Source organism: Streptomyces sp. NPDC058295, from assembly GCF_042880655.1.
Classification (GTDB): Bacteria; Actinomycetota; Actinomycetes; order Streptomycetales; family Streptomycetaceae; genus Streptomyces; species Streptomyces coriariae.
The window spans coordinates 292,361-307,818 of sequence record NZ_JBHVYO010000003.1; the positions used below are offsets into that span (position 1 = coordinate 292,361).

At 71.7% G+C, this 15,458-nt stretch carries 17 protein-coding genes, 1 pseudogene and 1 riboswitch; of the genes and pseudogenes, 14 read left to right on the forward strand and 4 right to left on the reverse strand.

The genetic code is table 11. The annotated features are described in order from the left end of the window. The first annotated feature begins 103 nt into the window (after window positions 1-103). From ACFVYS_RS05415 to ACFVYS_RS05425, 3 genes are all read left to right on the forward strand, one after another. Window positions 104-1,303 carry a sensor histidine kinase gene (locus ACFVYS_RS05415; RefSeq protein WP_389499055.1) on the forward strand — a complete coding sequence of 400 codons (1,200 nt, stop codon included), beginning with the start codon at window positions 104-106 and terminating at the stop codon, window positions 1,301-1,303. A gap of 23 nt (window positions 1,304-1,326) precedes the next feature. Beyond that, window positions 1,327-1,995 carry a response regulator gene (locus tag ACFVYS_RS05420; RefSeq protein WP_389499057.1) on the forward strand — a complete coding sequence of 223 codons (669 nt, stop codon included), beginning with the start codon at window positions 1,327-1,329 and terminating at the stop codon, window positions 1,993-1,995. 153 nt (window positions 1,996-2,148) lie between these two features. Beyond that, complete coding sequence (locus ACFVYS_RS05425; RefSeq protein ID WP_389499059.1) at window positions 2,149-3,552, forward strand: M1 family metallopeptidase; 1,404 nt, start codon at window positions 2,149-2,151, stop codon at window positions 3,550-3,552. A gap of 57 nt (window positions 3,553-3,609) precedes the next feature. Here the strand turns inward: ACFVYS_RS05425 and ACFVYS_RS05430 are convergent, their stop codons facing one another. Next, entirely contained in the window at window positions 3,610-4,080 is a 471-nt protein-coding gene (locus tag ACFVYS_RS05430) for an ATP-binding protein (RefSeq protein WP_389499061.1), read from the reverse strand. Window positions 4,081-4,253: 173 nt separating this feature from the next. Here ACFVYS_RS05430 and ACFVYS_RS05435 point away from each other — a divergent pair, with 173 nt between their 5' ends. From ACFVYS_RS05435 to ACFVYS_RS05450, 4 genes and pseudogenes are all read left to right on the forward strand, one after another. Continuing rightward, the gene (locus ACFVYS_RS05435) at window positions 4,254-4,622 is read left to right on the forward strand and encodes an STAS domain-containing protein (RefSeq protein ID WP_389499063.1); all 369 of its coding nucleotides are present in this window, start codon (window positions 4,254-4,256) and stop codon (window positions 4,620-4,622) included. A gap of 55 nt (window positions 4,623-4,677) precedes the next feature. Next, complete coding sequence (locus tag ACFVYS_RS05440; protein WP_389499065.1) at window positions 4,678-5,157, forward strand: nuclear transport factor 2 family protein; 480 nt, start codon at window positions 4,678-4,680, stop codon at window positions 5,155-5,157. 69 nt (window positions 5,158-5,226) lie between these two features. Continuing rightward, window positions 5,227-5,363: riboswitch (cobalamin riboswitch) on the forward strand. Window positions 5,364-5,451: 88 nt separating this feature from the next. Further along, window positions 5,452-5,628: pseudogene (locus ACFVYS_RS05445) on the forward strand (hypothetical protein); the annotation flags it as partial. Between the two features lie 299 nt (window positions 5,629-5,927). Beyond that, on the forward strand, window positions 5,928-6,494 hold the full coding sequence (locus tag ACFVYS_RS05450; RefSeq protein ID WP_389499066.1) for a universal stress protein: 567 nt from the start codon (window positions 5,928-5,930) through the stop codon (window positions 6,492-6,494). A 36-nt stretch (window positions 6,495-6,530) separates the two neighbouring features. Here the strand turns inward: ACFVYS_RS05450 and ACFVYS_RS05455 are convergent, their stop codons facing one another. Then, window positions 6,531-7,406, reverse strand: coding sequence for a helix-turn-helix transcriptional regulator (locus ACFVYS_RS05455; protein WP_389499068.1), 876 nt, complete (start codon window positions 7,404-7,406; stop codon window positions 6,531-6,533). A 293-nt stretch (window positions 7,407-7,699) separates the two neighbouring features. On the opposite strand from ACFVYS_RS05455, the gene ACFVYS_RS05460 reads away from it, so the two are divergent. From ACFVYS_RS05460 to ACFVYS_RS05470, 3 genes are read left to right on the forward strand one after another with little or no spacing between them, the layout of a single operon-like run. After that, window positions 7,700-7,828, forward strand: a complete 129-nt coding sequence (locus ACFVYS_RS05460) for a hypothetical protein (protein ID WP_389499070.1) — start codon at window positions 7,700-7,702, stop codon at window positions 7,826-7,828. Further along, window positions 7,825-9,771, forward strand: coding sequence for a glycoside hydrolase family 9 protein (locus ACFVYS_RS05465; protein WP_389499072.1), 1,947 nt, complete (start codon window positions 7,825-7,827; stop codon window positions 9,769-9,771). Before ACFVYS_RS05460 ends, ACFVYS_RS05465 begins: the two co-directional genes overlap by 4 nt. 52 nt (window positions 9,772-9,823) lie before the next feature. Further along, window positions 9,824-10,159 carry a hypothetical protein gene (locus ACFVYS_RS05470; protein ID WP_389499115.1) on the forward strand — a complete coding sequence of 112 codons (336 nt, stop codon included), beginning with the start codon at window positions 9,824-9,826 and terminating at the stop codon, window positions 10,157-10,159. An 80-nt stretch (window positions 10,160-10,239) separates the two neighbouring features. On the opposite strand, the gene ACFVYS_RS05475 is transcribed toward ACFVYS_RS05470, so the two are convergent. Further along, window positions 10,240-11,631 carry an amidohydrolase family protein gene (locus ACFVYS_RS05475; protein WP_389499074.1) on the reverse strand — a complete coding sequence of 464 codons (1,392 nt, stop codon included), beginning with the start codon at window positions 11,629-11,631 and terminating at the stop codon, window positions 10,240-10,242. A 503-nt stretch (window positions 11,632-12,134) separates the two neighbouring features. On the opposite strand from ACFVYS_RS05475, the gene ACFVYS_RS05480 reads away from it, so the two are divergent. Next, window positions 12,135-12,413 (forward strand): Atu4866 domain-containing protein, encoded by a 279-nt coding sequence (locus ACFVYS_RS05480; protein ID WP_389499076.1) that lies wholly within the window; start codon window positions 12,135-12,137, stop codon window positions 12,411-12,413. 57 nt (window positions 12,414-12,470) lie between these two features. On the opposite strand, the gene ACFVYS_RS05485 is transcribed toward ACFVYS_RS05480, so the two are convergent. Continuing rightward, a complete protein-coding gene (locus tag ACFVYS_RS05485; RefSeq protein WP_389499078.1) occupies window positions 12,471-13,658 on the reverse strand; it encodes a cytochrome P450 in 1,188 nt (395 codons plus the stop codon). 375 nt (window positions 13,659-14,033) lie between these two features. Here ACFVYS_RS05485 and ACFVYS_RS05490 point away from each other — a divergent pair, with 375 nt between their 5' ends. From ACFVYS_RS05490 to ACFVYS_RS05500, 3 genes are all read left to right on the forward strand, one after another. Then, window positions 14,034-14,516 carry a MarR family winged helix-turn-helix transcriptional regulator gene (locus ACFVYS_RS05490; protein ID WP_389499080.1) on the forward strand — a complete coding sequence of 161 codons (483 nt, stop codon included), beginning with the start codon at window positions 14,034-14,036 and terminating at the stop codon, window positions 14,514-14,516. Window positions 14,517-14,518: 2 nt separating this feature from the next. Then, window positions 14,519-14,971, forward strand: coding sequence for a MarR family transcriptional regulator (locus ACFVYS_RS05495; RefSeq protein ID WP_389499082.1), 453 nt, complete (start codon window positions 14,519-14,521; stop codon window positions 14,969-14,971). Window positions 14,972-15,050: 79 nt separating this feature from the next. Next, window positions 15,051-15,422 carry a tetratricopeptide repeat protein gene (locus ACFVYS_RS05500; RefSeq protein ID WP_389499084.1) on the forward strand — a complete coding sequence of 124 codons (372 nt, stop codon included), beginning with the start codon at window positions 15,051-15,053 and terminating at the stop codon, window positions 15,420-15,422. Window positions 15,423-15,458: the final 36 nt, after the last annotated feature.

The window sequence follows — 15,458 nt, forward strand, 5'->3', positions numbered from 1 at the left end:
GCCTACGCCCGCCCTGCCGAAGACGTCCTCCGGCAGGGCGGGTGGTCATCTGCAACTCCCGTAGGAGGCGGATCGGTTGAGAACCGTCGTCTACCATGTCCGGATGTCCGCGACGGAGGCCTTCCGGCCGCGCCCGGCCAACGTCGCCCTCGCCGTCGGTTTCGCCCTCGCGGGCTGCCTGGCCGGCGCCTTCTACCATCCGGCGCCCTGGCGGCCGTTCGACCTGTGGGCGTATCTGCTCACCTTGCTGATCGCCCTGGCACTCGCACTGCGGGAGAACCGGCCGTTCGGGGTGCTCGTGGTCACGGCGGCGGGCTTCGCCGGGTATCTGCTGCTCGGTTACCAGCCCTCGCTCAACTTCTGGGTTCCGGCGGTCGCGTTCATCTCCGTCGCCGCCCGGGAAGGACGCGGCCGCATCGGGTGCGGTACCGCGCTGCTCGCGGCGGTCATCGCCCTCAGCGGGGTGTGCGGCCGGCTGCCGTGGCCCGTCGTGGCCGTGCAGGCCCTGATCGTGCCGGCCGTCGCCTGCACCGTGGGGCTCACTCAACGCCGTCTCACCGAACGCAACGCCGAGTTGCGGCGACTGACCGCCCTGCTCGATCAGCAGCAGCGGCGGGAGGCCCGCCGGGCCGTCCTCGACGAGCGCTTCCGCATCGCGCGCGAGCTGCACGACACGATCTCGCAGCACATGACGATCGTCACCCTCCAGGCCGGGCTCGCCGAGTACGTGTTCTTCACCGATCCGCCCTCCGCCCGCAAGGCGCTCGGTACCGCCGCCGCGGCCGGACGGGAGTCGCTGGAGGAGCTCCGCCGCCTGCTGGTCGTCCTGCGCACCCATGATCTCGGCGACGCCCGCGGCCCGGAGGATCCGGCCGACCCGGTCCCCGACGACCTGCTGGCCGGCGTCGACCGCATTCCCGCGCTCGCCGAGCGGCTGGAGGCGGCCGGCCTGCACGTCGAGGTCCGGTTCGCGGGAGAGCGCCGGCCCCTGCACCCGGGAGTCGAACTGTGCGCCTACCGCGTCGTCCAGGAGGCCCTCACCAACGTCGTGAAGCACTCCGGGTCGGCCACCGCCGAAGTGACCGTCCGATACCTGCACGACGAACTGCAGGTCACGGTTCTCGACCAGGGCGGCCCACTTTCGGCCACATCCACCGCCGGGTCCGGACACGGCTTGATCGGGATGCGGGAACGGGCCAAGATTTGGCACGGTTCGCTGACAGCCGGTACGCGTCCGGAGGGTGGATTCCAGGTACGACTCGGTCTTCCCCTGGGACAGACCGCGACGGCGGCCGATCCGTGACGTGAGCATCTCCGAGGAGCGCTGTGGCCCGCATCCTGGTTGTGGACGATCAGCATCTCATCCGCTCCGGCATCGTCACGCTTCTGCGCACGGTGGAAGGGCTCGGCACGGTCGTGGAGGCATCGGACGGCGTGGAGGCCGTCGCCGCGGCGCGTGAGCACCACCCGGATCTGATCCTGATGGACATCAAGATGCCCCGGCTCAGCGGGCTCGCGGCCGCGGAGCGCATTCTCGCCCTCGGTCTCGACCCGGCTCCGCGCATCGTCGTCCTCACCACCTTCGACGACGACGAGTTCGTCTACGCGGCCCTGCGCGCCGGATGCAGCGGCTTCCTGCTGAAGGACATGCCGCCGCAACAGCTTCTCAGCGCCGTCACGGCGACCCTGTCCGCCGACCTCCTGGTGGCTCCGGCCCACGTCCGGCGGCTCATCGAGCGACACGTCCACCCCCAGCGGTCCGGGATCGGGACCGGATCGACGAGCATGCTCACGGGCCGCGAGGTCGAGGTGCTCGGGTATGTCGCCAAGGGGCTCGGCAACGAGGAGATCGCCGGACACATGTGTGTCAGCGAGTCCACCGTCAAGACGCACCTGCACCGCGTGATGACCAAGCTGCACCTTCACAGCCGCGCCCAGGCGGTGGTGTTCGCCTACGAGACGGGCATCGCGCAGGTCGGCGGGGAGCGTCGGTGAGCCGTCGGGTGAGCTGTCCGGTGACGGAACGGGCGGACCGCCCCCTCCGGTGACCGCACGGGCGGGCACGAGGGGCTGCCGGGTGGTCTCGGCGGGCGTCGGTTGAGCCCAAGTCGGCTTCCTGGTCGGGGTGTTGTGGCAGTATCGGCTGGCATGTCGCCATTGGCCGTGTGGTCGCCCGTGCCCGCTCGTCGTCCGTCCGTCGTGCTGCTCGTCCTGCTCGTGCTGCTCACGGCGGTCGGCGCCGGTGTGCGTGAGGCCGGTGCGGCAGCCGGGCCGGAGGCGTCCGGGGCCGCGGCGACGCCCGATCGCGCGCGCTACGACGTGACCCTGCGCTCCGACGCCGACGGCGGCCACTGGACCGGACGGCAGCGGGTGTCGTTCCGCAACGCCTCCGACCGGCCTCTGCGTGAGGTGTACCTGCGGCTGTGGGGCAACGGCGAGGACGCGTGCGGCATACCCGGCGCGCCCTCCCCCGTCGTCGTGTCGAGCGTGGCGGGAGGCACCCCGGGGCGTCCTGCCGTGGGGTGCACGGCCCTGCGCATCGCCCTGCCGAAGCCGCTCGCGCGCGGCGCGCGGACGGCCGTCGCCTTCGATGTCTCCCTCACGGTGCCCGACCGCAATGCGCGCTTCGGCCGCGAGGGCGCCTACCGCTTCCTCGGCAACGCGTTGCCGGTGCTCGCCGTCCACGACACACAGGGGTGGCACCTCGATCCGTATGTGGCGCTCGGTGAGAGCTTCTACGCCCTGGCGAGCGACTTCCGCGTCCGTCTCGACCACCCGTCGGCCCTGAAGGTGCCCACGACCGGTCATACCCGAACCCTCCCCGGCGGCCCGGGACGTACGGTCACCCTCGGTGTCGCGGACCGGGTGCGGGACTTCGCGTGGACCGCGGGCCCGTTCCGCACCGCGACGCAGACCACGCCCGGGGGCGTGCGCGTGAAGTCGTACTGGACGCCCGGCACCCCCGCCGAGGGCGTACGCCTCAACCGCGCGGACGCCGTGGCCGCGATCGACCGGTTCGGCCAGGAGTTCGGCCGCTATCCGTACGGCGAGATCGACCTCGTGATGACCCCCGGGTTCGGCGGCGGCATGGAGTACCCCGGCCTCGTCCTCCTCGGTACCACCGAGGAAGGCGGCGCCGTCGTCCACGAACTGGCGCACCAGTGGTGGTACGGCATCGTCGGCAACGACGAGTACACCTCACCGTGGCTGGACGAGAGCTTCGCCCAGTACGCCAACGCCCGTTTCTACGGCTGGGAGACCGGCGACTGCTGGTCCGACGTCTACTGGCCCGACGACAGCGCCGCACTGACCGCAACGATGGCCTACTGGTCGCAGCACCGCGGCGAGTACCACCTCGTCTACACGGCCGGGCCCTGCGCCCTGGCCGACCTGGAACGCACCCTCGGCGCCGACGCCATGGCCCGCCTCCTCGAGCGGTACGCCCGGGACCACTGGTACGGCGTCTCCACCACCGCCGACTTCAAGAAGGCCGCCCAGTCCATGACGGACCAGGACCTCGGCCCCTTCTGGGAGACCCACCGCATCCGGTGACCGTCCGACGACCGGCGAGCGGAGGGGACCTACCGCTGTGTGAGACCTACCGCCGTGTCAGGTGCGGGTGGCGCCGTTGCGGGGTGTGTCGGCGAGGGCGATGCGGGCGGTGATGCGTTTGCCGACCGGCTCCTGCTCGATGAAGAGGTCCTCCGTCACGGCCTTGACGATCTCCAGGCCGTGCTGGCCGATCCGGCCGGGATCGCTCGCCCGCGCTGCGGGAACAGTCGGGTCGCTGTCCCACACGACGACTTCCACCGCGTGGGCCGTGAGGCGCAGCTCCATCAGAACGGGGCCGGGGGCGTACTTGCGGGCGTTGGTGACCAGCTCGCTCACCACCAGCTGGGTGAGGTCGCGCGCGCGGGCGGGATCGGGCAGGCGGTGCTGGTCATGGGCCCGGTCGAGGAAGCCGACGGCATGGTGGCGGGCCTCGGCGATGCTGCCGCCGTCCGCGCCCAGGGAGTATCCGGCGCGCATCAGGTGGCCGTCCAGCCCGGTACGGCCGTCGCCTCCGGCGTGGGATTCCACGTGTCCTCGCCCTCACTCCCCCGGTCACGTGCGCCGGTACCCGCGATCGCGCCATGCATGCCTCGGGCCGCCCCTCGGCACAGCCGCCCGGGTGAATGCCGCCGCGGTGGTGGGGCAGAATCTTCCGCGCACGCCCTCACCCGGGGGCCAGCCTAAACGCAGTCGAGGAGACGGTGACCGACATCGGGAAAGCGGACCGGCCGAAGAGCCTGTCCGTCGAACATCGCGTGGTCGACGGCGTCCGTGTCGTGACCATGCAGGGCGAGATCGACCACGACGTCAAGGAAGTCCTGGGCGAAGCCCTGCTCTCCGCGGACGGAGCGGTGCCGCCTCCACGGATCGTGGCGGACCTCAGCGGCGTGACCTTCATGGACTCCAGCGGCATCAACGTCTTCCTCGCCGCCCACCGGCGGACAAGCGGCGCGCAGGGCTGGTTGCGCATCGCCGCCGCGCGGGAGCCCGTCCTGCAGGTCCTGCGACTGGTCGGCGTCGACGCCCTCCTCTCCTGTCACCCCACCATCGAGCAGGCCCTGAACCCCTGAGGCCGACGTGCTCCGATCTTGACCTCAAGTGCGGTTGAGGGCCGAGGCTCCTGCTATGACCACGCAGACGGATCACACCGAGATCAGCATGCTCGTCAGCCGGTTCTTCCGAGCCCTGGACGAGCGGAGGTTCGAAGGCGACTGGGCCCGCCACTACGTCACCGACGACGTCCGGACGGTGACCCCGGTCGGCGCGGCCGACGGCGTCGAGGCGATGGCACACGCCAGGGAGGCACTCGAGAGGTACGCCCGCACCCACCACATCGCCTCCGACCTCCTGGTCGTCGTCGAACCGGCCTCGGGCAGGGCCACGGCGTCCTGGAACGCGTTGATGACGCACATGCACCACGACGCCACACTCGAACAGCGCGGTGAGGACGCCGACCCTCTCTTCACGGTGGGCGGCTACTGGGAGGCCGAACTGCGGCGCGAACGCGAGGGCTGGCGCATCAGCCGTATGTCCGTCCGCGCGATGTGGACCACAGGTCAGCCGCCCGAGCTCGCCCCGGAGATCCGGCCGGCACCGGTTGCGTGACGCACCGCTGCGACCAGGCTGCCGGGTGCAGCTGGTTCGCCCCCTCCGCCAGGCGGGATGCGTCGCAGGAGGGAACCCGGTGGAAATCCGGGACTGCCCCGCAGTGGTGAGCGGGAACGACCGCCGTCATACGCACTGGGCCCACGAACAGGCGCCCTCGGCACCGACGCGATCACCGCCGAACTGGCCGCGAACCCGGCCGACCTGGCCGCCCGGGCGCACTCCCCCATCACCCACGACCCGGCCGTCCGCGCCCGCGCCGCCGCCGTCAGAGCCAGGCCAGGCCAGGCGGGCCTGGACGTTCTCGTGCACGGCGAGCCCGAACGCAACGACATGGTGCAGTACTTCGCCGAGCAGCTCACCGGCTGTCCGGCCACGGAGCACGGCTGGGCGCAGTCCTACGGCACCCGTTACGTCCGCCCGACGATCCTGGCCGGCGACATCTCCCGCCCCGAACCGATGACCGTGCGCGGGACGACGTACGCCCAGTCCCTCACCGACCGCCCGGTCCAGGGCATGCTCACCGGCCCACCATGCCGGCCTGGCCCTTCGTCCGCGACGACCAGCCCCTGGGCGCCACCGCCCGCCAGGTCCCCCTCGCCCTGCGCGACGAGGTCGGCGACCTGGAACCGGCCAAGGAGGGTGGGTGGTGACGTGGGTGAAGGGGGCACGGGCTGTTCGGAGCCTCGCAGGGTAGGCGGGGTGGAAGCGGTTTTGCGGAAGGTCGTCGCCCGGAGGGACCGGTCGGCGCACGCAGAACGGAGGAAGCGATGTCCGAGTCCCGCCGGTCCTCGGCCGCCCGTGTCGTCGTGGGGGTGAGCGGCTCGCTGGGGAGTCTCACCGCCCTGGTCCGGGCCGCCGACGAGGCGCGGCGCCGGGGAGCCGAGCTCTGGCCGGTGCTGGCCTGGGAGCCGCCGGGCGGGGAACTCGCCGCCCGCAGGTCGACGGCCGCGGCCGTCCTGGTCGAGGACTGGGAGCGGCTGGCGCGTGAGCGGCTGCTCGGTGCCCTGCGTGAGGTCTTCGGCGGTGACGGCCACGGGCTGCGGACACGGCCCCTCATCGCACGCGGCACCCCGGGTCCGGCGCTGGTCGCGACCGCCGACCGGGAGGACGACCTCCTCGTGATCGGCGCCGGACGGCGTGGTCTGCTGCACCGCGCGCTGTGGCCGTCCATCAGCCGTTACTGCCTGGCCCACGCCGGCTGCCCGGTCCTGGCGGTGCCGCCGTCACCTCTCCAGGCCACCCTCGCGGCTGCGCAGCGCCGGAACGCGTGGCGGCTGCGACTGGACACCGGGCATGTGGCGAGGGAGTTCGAAACCGTGCCGCCCGACGCCTGAGACGATCGAGTCGGTGGGGCCCCGTGCGGGCCGCCGTTACCGCGCGTTGTCGGCGAGGGCGGCCACGGGCACGGCTGGCCGGGCCTGCTTCGGCCGGGTGGCCGTGGACCTCAGCGTCTCGAAGGCGGCCGCCGTCGGGCCGGCCGGTTCGGCCTGGTAGACCACCAGTTGCTGGTGCGGGGCCCCGTTGACGGTGAAAGCCGCCAATTCGATGTGCAGGTCCCCGACCGCGGGGTGTTTGAGCCGCTTGCATTCCTGGGACTTGCTCTTGATCTCGTGCAGCCGCCAGATCGCGGCGAACTCGTCGCTCTGTGCGGACAGTTCCGCCACGACTTCGGCGATACGGGCCGATGCGGGGTCGTGGCCGTAGGCGGCCCTGATCTCGGCGGCACAGGAGTGGGCGGCCCGCTCCCGTTCCTGGTAGAAATCGCGACCTGCCGGGTCGACGAAGACCATGCGGGCGAGGTTGTCGAACCGGTCGAACCCGCTGTGCAGCGCCGTGGCGAGGGAGTTGGCCGCCATGATGTCGAGGGCCGGACCGACGACGAACGCCGGAGTGTGATCCCATCCCTCCATCAGCCGCAGCAACTGCCCGCTGACGTCCGTCTCGTCGCCCCGGACGCGCGGGCGTTGCGAGGCGGTGAGGCAGAGACGGTTGAGATGGTCGGTGGCTTCCGCGTCCAGCTTCAGCGCCTGCGCCACGGCGTCGAGGACCTGCGGGGACGGGCTGTTCTCGCGCCCCTGTTCCAGCCTGATGTAGTAGTCGGAGCTGACGCCGGCGAGCAGCGCGACTTCCTCTCTGCGCAGTCCCGGCACCCTGCGTCGCCCGTATGCGGGAAGACCGACGTCGTGTGGCTTCAAGGCTTCCCGGCGGGCTCTGAGGAAATCACCCAAGGGCGTCCCATTGGTCATGCGGCAAGACTAGACGGCTGCGTCGATTTCTCCGCGCGTGCAGAGAACGCCTCGGTCCGGCCGCAGCGGGACTGTCCGGCGCGGGCCGCCGAAGGGTGCCCGGCCCGCGGCGTGACGAGGTCGCGGCGCTCACGGCCTTCCTCGCCGGGGGACCACCCGGACATGCGCGGCCCTTCACCGGTTCGTAGCCGCCGGGCGCCCTCGAATACGTCAGCAGGAGCGTCCCGAGCAGGGGAAACGGCCAGAGTGGACCGGCGCGGGCCCCGGCGGCCGCACCGTCTAAGCTCCGAGCCATGCGCGTATTGGTCTTGGAGGACGATCCCGAGCCGGGGACGCTCGTCGCCGCTCAGCTGCGTGGCGCGGGGTTCGCGGTGGACCTCGCGCGGACGGTGGCCGTCGTGGATCCCGAGAGGGGCGCATGAACGCTCTGCGCAGGCCCCGGCTGTTGGTCGGCAGCGCCGCGGGATTGGGCGCCCTGGTCCTCGCCGCGACCCTGCACGGCCTGCCCTTCGGTGGCGACACCGGGCCTGCCTCGACCGAGGTGGCCATCCGGGTGGACCAGGTCGGCTATGTACGAGGCGAGGCGAAGCAGGCTTACGTCATGGGGCCCTCGGACGTCCTCGCCGGAGCGCGCTTCGAGGTCGTCGACGCCGAGAACGACGTCGTCGCGACGGGGCGGCTCGGCGCCTCCACCGGCCGCTGGAACGCCACGTACCCGTCGGTGCGCACCGTCGACCTCTCCACGCTCGACACCCCCGGCACCTACCGCATCGTCCTGACCGGCACCGCGGCCGGCCGCTCGCCCGCGTTCCGGATCGCCGGTGCCCGCGAACTGATGACCCCGCTCGTCCGGGACAACGTCCGCTTCCTGCAGGCACAGCGCGACGGAGCCGACGTGCTTCCCGGCGCTCTGCGGCACGGCCCTTCGCATCTGACCGACCAGGACGCGGCCGTCTACGCCGATCCGGACTACGACGAGGAGGGCGACGAGCTGCTCGACGAGCGGCTGAGCCCGACCGGTGACCGGGCCGACGTCTCGGGCGGCTGGTTCGACGCGGGGGACTTCCTCAAGTTCACCGGCACCACCTCCTACTCGGTCGCCGAACTCCTGCTGGCCCAGCGTGACTTGCCGGGGATGGCGGAACTGTCCGCCGAGGCCTCGCACGGGCTGGCCTGGCTGGACAGGATGTGGAACGAGGACAGCGGGACGCTCTACGCACAGGTCGGCATCGGCGTGGGCAACGACGCCGTACTGACGGACCACGACGTGTGGCGGCTGCCGGAGGCCGACGACCGACTCGAAGTGTCACCCCGTGACCCCGACTACACGATCAAGTACCGGCCGGTCTTCCGCGCGGCCGCACCGGGCGAGGCGATCAGCCCCAATCTGGCGGGGCGGGTGGCCGCGGTCTTCGCCCTCGCCGCACAGCGCGCCGCCGCCACGGAGCCGGAGGAGGCCCAGGACTGGCTGGACAAGGCGGCCGCCGTCTACGACCTGGCCGACACCGACCACGACCCCGACGAGCAGCTCGTCACCGCGTTCCCGGGCGCCTTCTATCCCGAGGACTCATGGCAGGACGACATGGAGTTCGGCGGCGCGGAACTGGCCCTGGCCGCACGGAAACTCGGGGACGACCGGGAGGGCGACTGGGCCGACGCCGCGGCCGGGTGGGCCGGGGACTATCTGGCCTCCGACGTCAAGGGCACTCTCAACGTCGCGGACGTCAGCGCCCTGGCCCACGTCGACCTGGCCACGGTCCTGGACGGCACCCGGACGAACGGCATCGGGGCCGAGGAGCTGTACACGGACCTGCGCCGCCAGCTGGACGACGGTGTCGCCCGTGCCGGGCACGACCCCTTCGGAGCCGGCGCCGTCTACGACGACTTCGACGCCGTACCGCACACCTTCGGCCTGGTGGCCACCGCCCGCCTCTACGCCAAGGCCACCGGGGACACGCGCTACGCGGCCTTCGCCGGCCGGCAGCGAGGCTGGGCCCTCGGCGCCAACGCCTGGGGAACCAGCTTCATGATCGGTGCGGGTGAGGTCTACCCGCACTGTCCGGAGCACCAGCTCGCCAACCTCCGCGGTAGCCGGGACGGAAAGGGCGCCGTCCTGCGGGGCGCCGTGGTCAACGGCCCCAACGCCGCGGCGCGGCTGAAGGAGTTGAACGGCTTCCCGACCATGAAGAAGTGCACGGCCGCCCCGCCGACCGGAGCCTGGACCGACTTCGACGGCAAGGGCGCACGGTACGTCGACGACGTGGGCGCCTGGCAGACGGTGGAGCCCGCGCTGGACTTCACCACGACGGCGCTGCTGGCCTTCGCCCTGACCGCACAGGGCGACAGCGGACGACCGAGCCTCTGAGACTCCTCAAGTCGCTTGGCACGCACGGAGCATGAACGTCACGCTGCTGCTCATGACAGGAATCGCGGGACTGAGCAAGAAGAACAACTTCGTACTGGCCATCCGGGACGCGGACCTGGTCGCGGCGGCCCTGCGTCAGGCACTGGCCGAGGCATCGCCGGAGGACCGACCGGGCCTGGAACGCGCCGCCGCACTCGTCGAGTCCACCGCCGCCGCCACCGAGACCCAGCTGCGCGCCCGCTGGGTCCGCTCCCGGCTGGCCGCCGTCGGCTTCACGGGCGACATCGCCTCGGTCACGGCGGTGAGGGTGCTGCGCCGGGCGGAACCGAAGCTGAGCCTGCTGGCGGCGGTGCAACTGCAGAAGGAGGCGGTGGCCCATCCGGAGTGATCCGGGGTGATCCGACGTGACCCGGAGTGATCCGGCACGCGGCGATGGACCACCGTCGCGGTGGTGATGGCGGGGCCTGCTCAGACAGCCGAGGTGTTCAGCACGTACTCGCGCGAGGCGTGCACCTCGTCGCGCAGGGCGGCCAGGTCGACGTCGAGGACGTGTCCGTCCCACTTGCGGGGCTCGCCGTTGACGAGGACGGCGCTGATGTTGCGGGCGTCGGAGCCCAGCACGATCGTGCCGATCGGGTCGTTGAGCGGCATGTTGTTGAGGTCCTCGGCCTGGATGACCAGCAGGTCGGCCTTCTTGCCCGGGGTGAGGGAGCCGGTGCCGGCGGCCAGGCCGTTGGTGCGGGCGCCCTGGAGGGTGGCGAAGTCGAGGACGTCGTGGGTGGTGATGCGGGAGGGCTGCCGGTCGGTGCCGTAGACGGCGTTGACGGCGCGCATCCGCTGGATGGCGTGCAGGGCCCGCATCTGCGTGAACATGTCGCCGGCGAGGGCGACCTCGACGTCGATGCTCAGTCCGGGGCGGATGCCGACGGACAGGGCTTCGTCGACGGCGGGGATGGCGGTCTCGAGGCCGATCTGCGCGTCGGAGGTCGGGGCGAGGGCCACGGTGGTGCCGGTCTCCCCCATCGCCTTCCATGCCTCAAAGGTCAGTCCGGTGGAGTGGATGAGGGTGACGTCGGGGCCGAGGAGGCCGCCCTCGGCCCACCGCAGGACCGCCTCGGAGGAGGACGTGCCGAAGACGGCGTCCACGCTCACCCCGATACCCAGATCCGCCGCGACACGGGCCAGTTGGGGTCCGTAGGCGAGCGCGGGTCCGGCGATCTCGTCGGTGGCCAGGGTCGCCAGGCGCAACGTGAGCAACTGGTCGTCGCTGCTGAAGTACCGGTTCTTGATACGGGCCAGATCGCCGGGCCACTGCCGGTCCCACTCCCCGAAGTGCGGGCCCATGGAGGCGTGCACACCGCGGATACCGGTGTCGATGAGCGCCTCGACGGCGGCGTCGGAGTGCTCGCGGGTGCGGGAGTTGTGGGAGAAGTCGAGCATGGTCGTGATGCCGCCGTCGATCGCGGTCAGGGCCGCCAGCCGGGTGCCGATGTACATGTCCTCGGGCCGGTAGACCGTGGCGTAGCCGGCCAGGGTGGCCATGACATAGCCGCCGAGATCGTCGACGTCCGGCATGATCCGGCGCAACTGGGCCTCCCAGGCGTGCCGGTGGGTGTCGACGAAGCCGGGGGTGAGGAGCGTGCCGGTGGCGTCGACGACCACGGCATCGCCCGCGGCGAGTTCGCGTCCGACGGCGGTGATCGTGTCGCCCTCGACGAGCAGGTCGCCGCCGTCGACGACACCGAGGTCGGGGTCCATGGTGACGATGGTCGCGCCCGTGAACAGGATGCGCCGCCGGTCGGTGGGCCTGCGCCGGAGCTCTTCGAGCACGGCGGCGCCGGTGGTGTCGTGGACGTTCATGAGTGGTCTGCTTTCCGTACGGCGGAGCCGGCCTGGAGGACGGGCCGTCCGCTGGAGAAGGGTGGCAGGGCGGTCGCCGGCGGTGCCCCAGGCTGCTCGGACAGCCGCTTCGGACCGTCGGCCGAGCTTCGTGACGTGGCCCGCGTGAATGGATTTCGACGCCCCGGAATGCTCCGCGGGCCCGGCGGCGAGGTCGTGCCGGGCGGTCACGCCGCGCGGCCGCCCGACCACCAGGTTCGTGGCGCGCGGGAGCCGGAACCAGGCCGCCTTGTCCCCAGGTGCCGGGCACCCAGGGTCCGTCGCGTGCGACGGAGTCGCGGACGACGGAGGCATGGGGAGGTCCCGGACGGCTCGCGAACGACTCCCGGGCGGCGCCTGCGCCGTCGCCGCGCCTCAAGGCAGGCCCCCGTCGCTCGCGATGCTGGGTGTGCGGCACCCAGGAAGCTCTCACCTGGGGAGACGGCGGCCTGGTCGGCGCCGGCCGCCGGGGCGATCGTGGAGCCATGACCAGCAACGACACGCCCCGCGACCCGCACCCGTACGTCGGGATGTGGGTGACCGCGGACGGCTTCATCCGCCAGGAACTGCTGCCGAACGGCCGCTACGACGAGGCCCGCGGCAACCGCCGCAGCGCCTACACGGGCAGCTACACCGTCACCGGCAGCCACCTCGACTACGCCGACGACACCGGTTTCACCGCCACCGGCGACGTCCGCGACGGCGTTCTCTTCCACGAGCACCTGGTCCTCTACCGCGAGGGCGAAGAACGCACCCGCCGGTGAGCAGTGCACGAACGCGTTCCACACCCGGCCGCATCAGTTCCCGGGTGCCGATGGGTGTCAGGTCACCTTTCTCGCGACGAGTCGGACGGGGATCTCGGCGTACGTGTTGAGCAGCGTGTTCTCCGCGATCACCGGATCGCCGGTGAGTTCGATGCGCTCGACGGACTCGAGAAGCGCGTGGATCAGGGTGTTCATTTCGAGGCGGGCCGCGCCCTGTCCGACACAGCTGTGCGCTCCGTATCCGAATCCGAGGTGGTCCAGCGGATTGCGGCGGAGGTCGAACTCGTCCGCGCGCTCCCACTTGCGTTCGTCACGGTTCGCCGAGGCGAAAAGGGCCCACACCCGCGCGCCCTGCGGGATCGTCACCCCGCCGAGTTCCGTGTCGCGTGCGGCGACGCGGGTGAGGCCCCGCAGGGGACTCTCGAATCTGAGCAGCTCGTTGATCGTCGAAGCCACGAGCGCGGGCTCGTCGCGCAGCGCGGCCCACTGGTCAGGACGCTCGGCGAAGACGACGAGCAGATGGCCGATCGCCGCGGCCGTGGTCTCCAGCGACGGTCCGATGAAGTCCACGAGGAGGAGCGGGCACTTCTCCTGGGGAATGACGCCCTGATCGGCCGCTTCGAGCATGGCGGCACCGGGGCTTCCCGGGGCGAGTTCCCTGTCGGCCGCGAGTTCGTGGGCGAACTCGAACAGGCGCCGCGTCATCTCCAGGTTGTACGGGGTGCGTTCGGTGACCGGGCCGAGCAGGTCGTTGCCCACCTGCCCCCACTCGTAGAGGTGCTCCCGGTTGCGTTCGGGCAGTCCGAGGAAGTCGGGGATGACGGCCATCGGCATGACCTGGGCCAGCTCGGCGACGCCGTCGATCTCGCCCTTGGCGACGACTTCGTCGACGAGGTCCCGCGCCTTGCGGGCGACCTCCTCACCGCGTCCGCGCAGCGCGCGGGGACGCAGTCCGGCCCCGACGACGGAGCGCAGCACGTCGTGCTCCGGCGGGTCGCTGACGAGGGTGACGCCCCGCATCATCTGGTTCACGACGGGGTTGAATCCCACGCCCTCGCCGGAGATGAAGGCGCCGTGATCGGCCAGCGCGGCCTTCACCTCGTCGTAGCGGGTGACCGCGTACACGTCCGGTTCGCGCAGCCGGACGACGGCGCCCAGCTCGCGCAGGTGCCGGTACTGCTCGTAGCGGGTGCGCTGATCCGATGTCGCGAACATGTCGATCTCGGCCATGGGTACGACGGCCACGGGTTCCTCCCCTGAGCTGCTGGCGACGATGGTCGACGTACCCGGTCCAGCTGCCGGAACCTGCCCGGCCTTGCCGGTCGGGGCGGCCCGAGGACGCGGCGCCGGTGGGTGCCTGAGTCCACGTCGACCGGCGTGTCCCGACTCTCGGTCCGAGAGGGACACGGCGCGCACCTTCGTTTCTTCGTTCGAGCCGGACACATCCCCCTGAGCCTGCTTCGGCGCCCGTCGCAGCAAACCCTGTTCCCGGCTCTCGTGTCGCTCCCGCCTCGGCAGCACCACCGGTACCACCGGGCCGGGCGGGCGACGGCCCTGTGCCAACCGCATCCGAGCGGATTAAGTAGCCATGTACATAGTATCCATGTACTCTATTTTTTCATGAGTGAGCGCAAGGGTCCCGAAGGGGCGACGCCCGGGTTTCTGGTGTGGCGGCTGTCGACGAAGTGGCGCGTGGCCGTGGACCGGGCGGTGGCCCCGCTCGGCCTGACCCACGCCCAGTACTCGCTGGTCGCCTCGCTGTACGGGATGCAGCGCGTCGGCGAACGACCCAGTCAGCGCCGGCTCGCCGACCACACCGGCCTCGAGGCGCTCTATGTCTCCAAGCTGGCGCGTGCCCTGGAGTCCGCCGGTCTCGTCGAGCGCACCCGGGATCCCCGCGACCCGCGCGCCGTACAGCTCGCTCTGACCGAGCGGGGCCAGGACGTGACACAGCGGGCCGTCAAGGTGGTCCAGGGGCTGCTGGAACAGCTGCTGGAACCGCTCGGCGGCCTGAACAGCCCGCGGACACGCGCGTTCACCGGCGAACTGGCCCTTCTGCTCGACGTACCGCTCGACCTCACCGACGAGAGAACGCAGGAGTGACGATGACCGACACCGCACCGCCCGTCGGCGGCCGCACCATAGGACTGGCCCACTACGCGGGCCGCGCCGTCCTGGAGCGCGTCCTGGCACGGCATGGCGCCACCTTCCAGCAGCAGATCACCCTGCGGGCGGCCGTCGCCGCCGACGGGCCACTGGAGCGCGGCGCGCTCGTCGAGCAGGTGACCGACGCGCTCAAGACCGAAGCGGCGGACGTACACGCCACCGTCGACGGGCTGCTCGCCGTGGGACTGCTGACGGCCGACGGCCCCCTGGTCCGGCCCACGGACGCCGGGCGTGAGCTGTTCGCCGCCGTCGGCGCCGAGACGGGCGAGATCTCGGCCCGGATCTATGCCGGGATCCCGCCGGAGGACCTGGCGACCACCGGCCGCGTCCTGGCCCGCGTCACCGAGCGGGCCGAGGCGGAGCTGGCGGAGCTGACGCGCGCGGCCCGGTAGCGCACCCGCGAGCACACCCGCTCCGGGTAGTGGAATATTCAAGTACCACGCCCGGTTGTCGGCCTCGAAGGAGGCACGAGTGGACACCACATACGAGACGACCGACAACAACGCCTACTACGCTCACGGAACGCCGGCGGAGCGGTGGGAGCGGGCGCGGCTGTTCTTCGCCGCGAAGGAGTACGCCGCCGCCGCGCGGGTGCTGGTCGGGCTGGTCGAGGAGGTGCCGGAGCAGACCGGACCGCGGCTGCTGCTGGCCCGCTCCTACTACCACTCGGCCCAACTGCTTCGCGCCGAGACCGAGTTGCGGCTGATCGTCGAGCGTGACCCGGTGGAGCAGTACGCCCGGCTGATGCTGGGCCGGACCCTGGAGCGACAGGGGCGGCATGCCGAGGCGGGACCGCACCTGCGGCTCGCGTCGGCGCTGGCCGGGGACTTCCCCGAGGCCTGAGCCCGCGACAGCGAGCGGCCCGGCGGTGACTTCCAC

Bases quoted from the DNA above. Each gene is read 5' to 3' on its own strand.
- ACFVYS_RS05470 (WP_389499115.1), top strand. From the start codon at position 9,824: ATGACAGGAATCGCGGGACTGAGCAAGAAGAACAACTTCGTACTGGCC.
- ACFVYS_RS05425 (WP_389499059.1), top strand. From the start codon at position 2,149: ATGTCGCCATTGGCCGTGTGGTCGCCCGTGCCCGCTCGTCGTCCGTCC.
- ACFVYS_RS05465 (WP_389499072.1), top strand. From the start codon at position 7,825: ATGAACGCTCTGCGCAGGCCCCGGCTGTTGGTCGGCAGCGCCGCGGGA.
- ACFVYS_RS05495 (WP_389499082.1), top strand. From the start codon at position 14,519: ATGACCGACACCGCACCGCCCGTCGGCGGCCGCACCATAGGACTGGCC.
- ACFVYS_RS05490 (WP_389499080.1), top strand. From the start codon at position 14,034: ATGAGTGAGCGCAAGGGTCCCGAAGGGGCGACGCCCGGGTTTCTGGTG.
- ACFVYS_RS05475 (WP_389499074.1), bottom strand. From the start codon at position 11,631: ATGAACGTCCACGACACCACCGGCGCCGCCGTGCTCGAAGAGCTCCGG.
- ACFVYS_RS05450 (WP_389499066.1), top strand. From the start codon at position 5,928: ATGTCCGAGTCCCGCCGGTCCTCGGCCGCCCGTGTCGTCGTGGGGGTG.
- ACFVYS_RS05440 (WP_389499065.1), top strand. From the start codon at position 4,678: ATGACCACGCAGACGGATCACACCGAGATCAGCATGCTCGTCAGCCGG.
- ACFVYS_RS05455 (WP_389499068.1), bottom strand. From the start codon at position 7,406: ATGACCAATGGGACGCCCTTGGGTGATTTCCTCAGAGCCCGCCGGGAA.
- ACFVYS_RS05415 (WP_389499055.1), top strand. From the start codon at position 104: ATGTCCGCGACGGAGGCCTTCCGGCCGCGCCCGGCCAACGTCGCCCTC.
- ACFVYS_RS05460 (WP_389499070.1), top strand. From the start codon at position 7,700: ATGCGCGTATTGGTCTTGGAGGACGATCCCGAGCCGGGGACGCTCGTC.
- ACFVYS_RS05480 (WP_389499076.1), top strand. From the start codon at position 12,135: ATGACCAGCAACGACACGCCCCGCGACCCGCACCCGTACGTCGGGATG.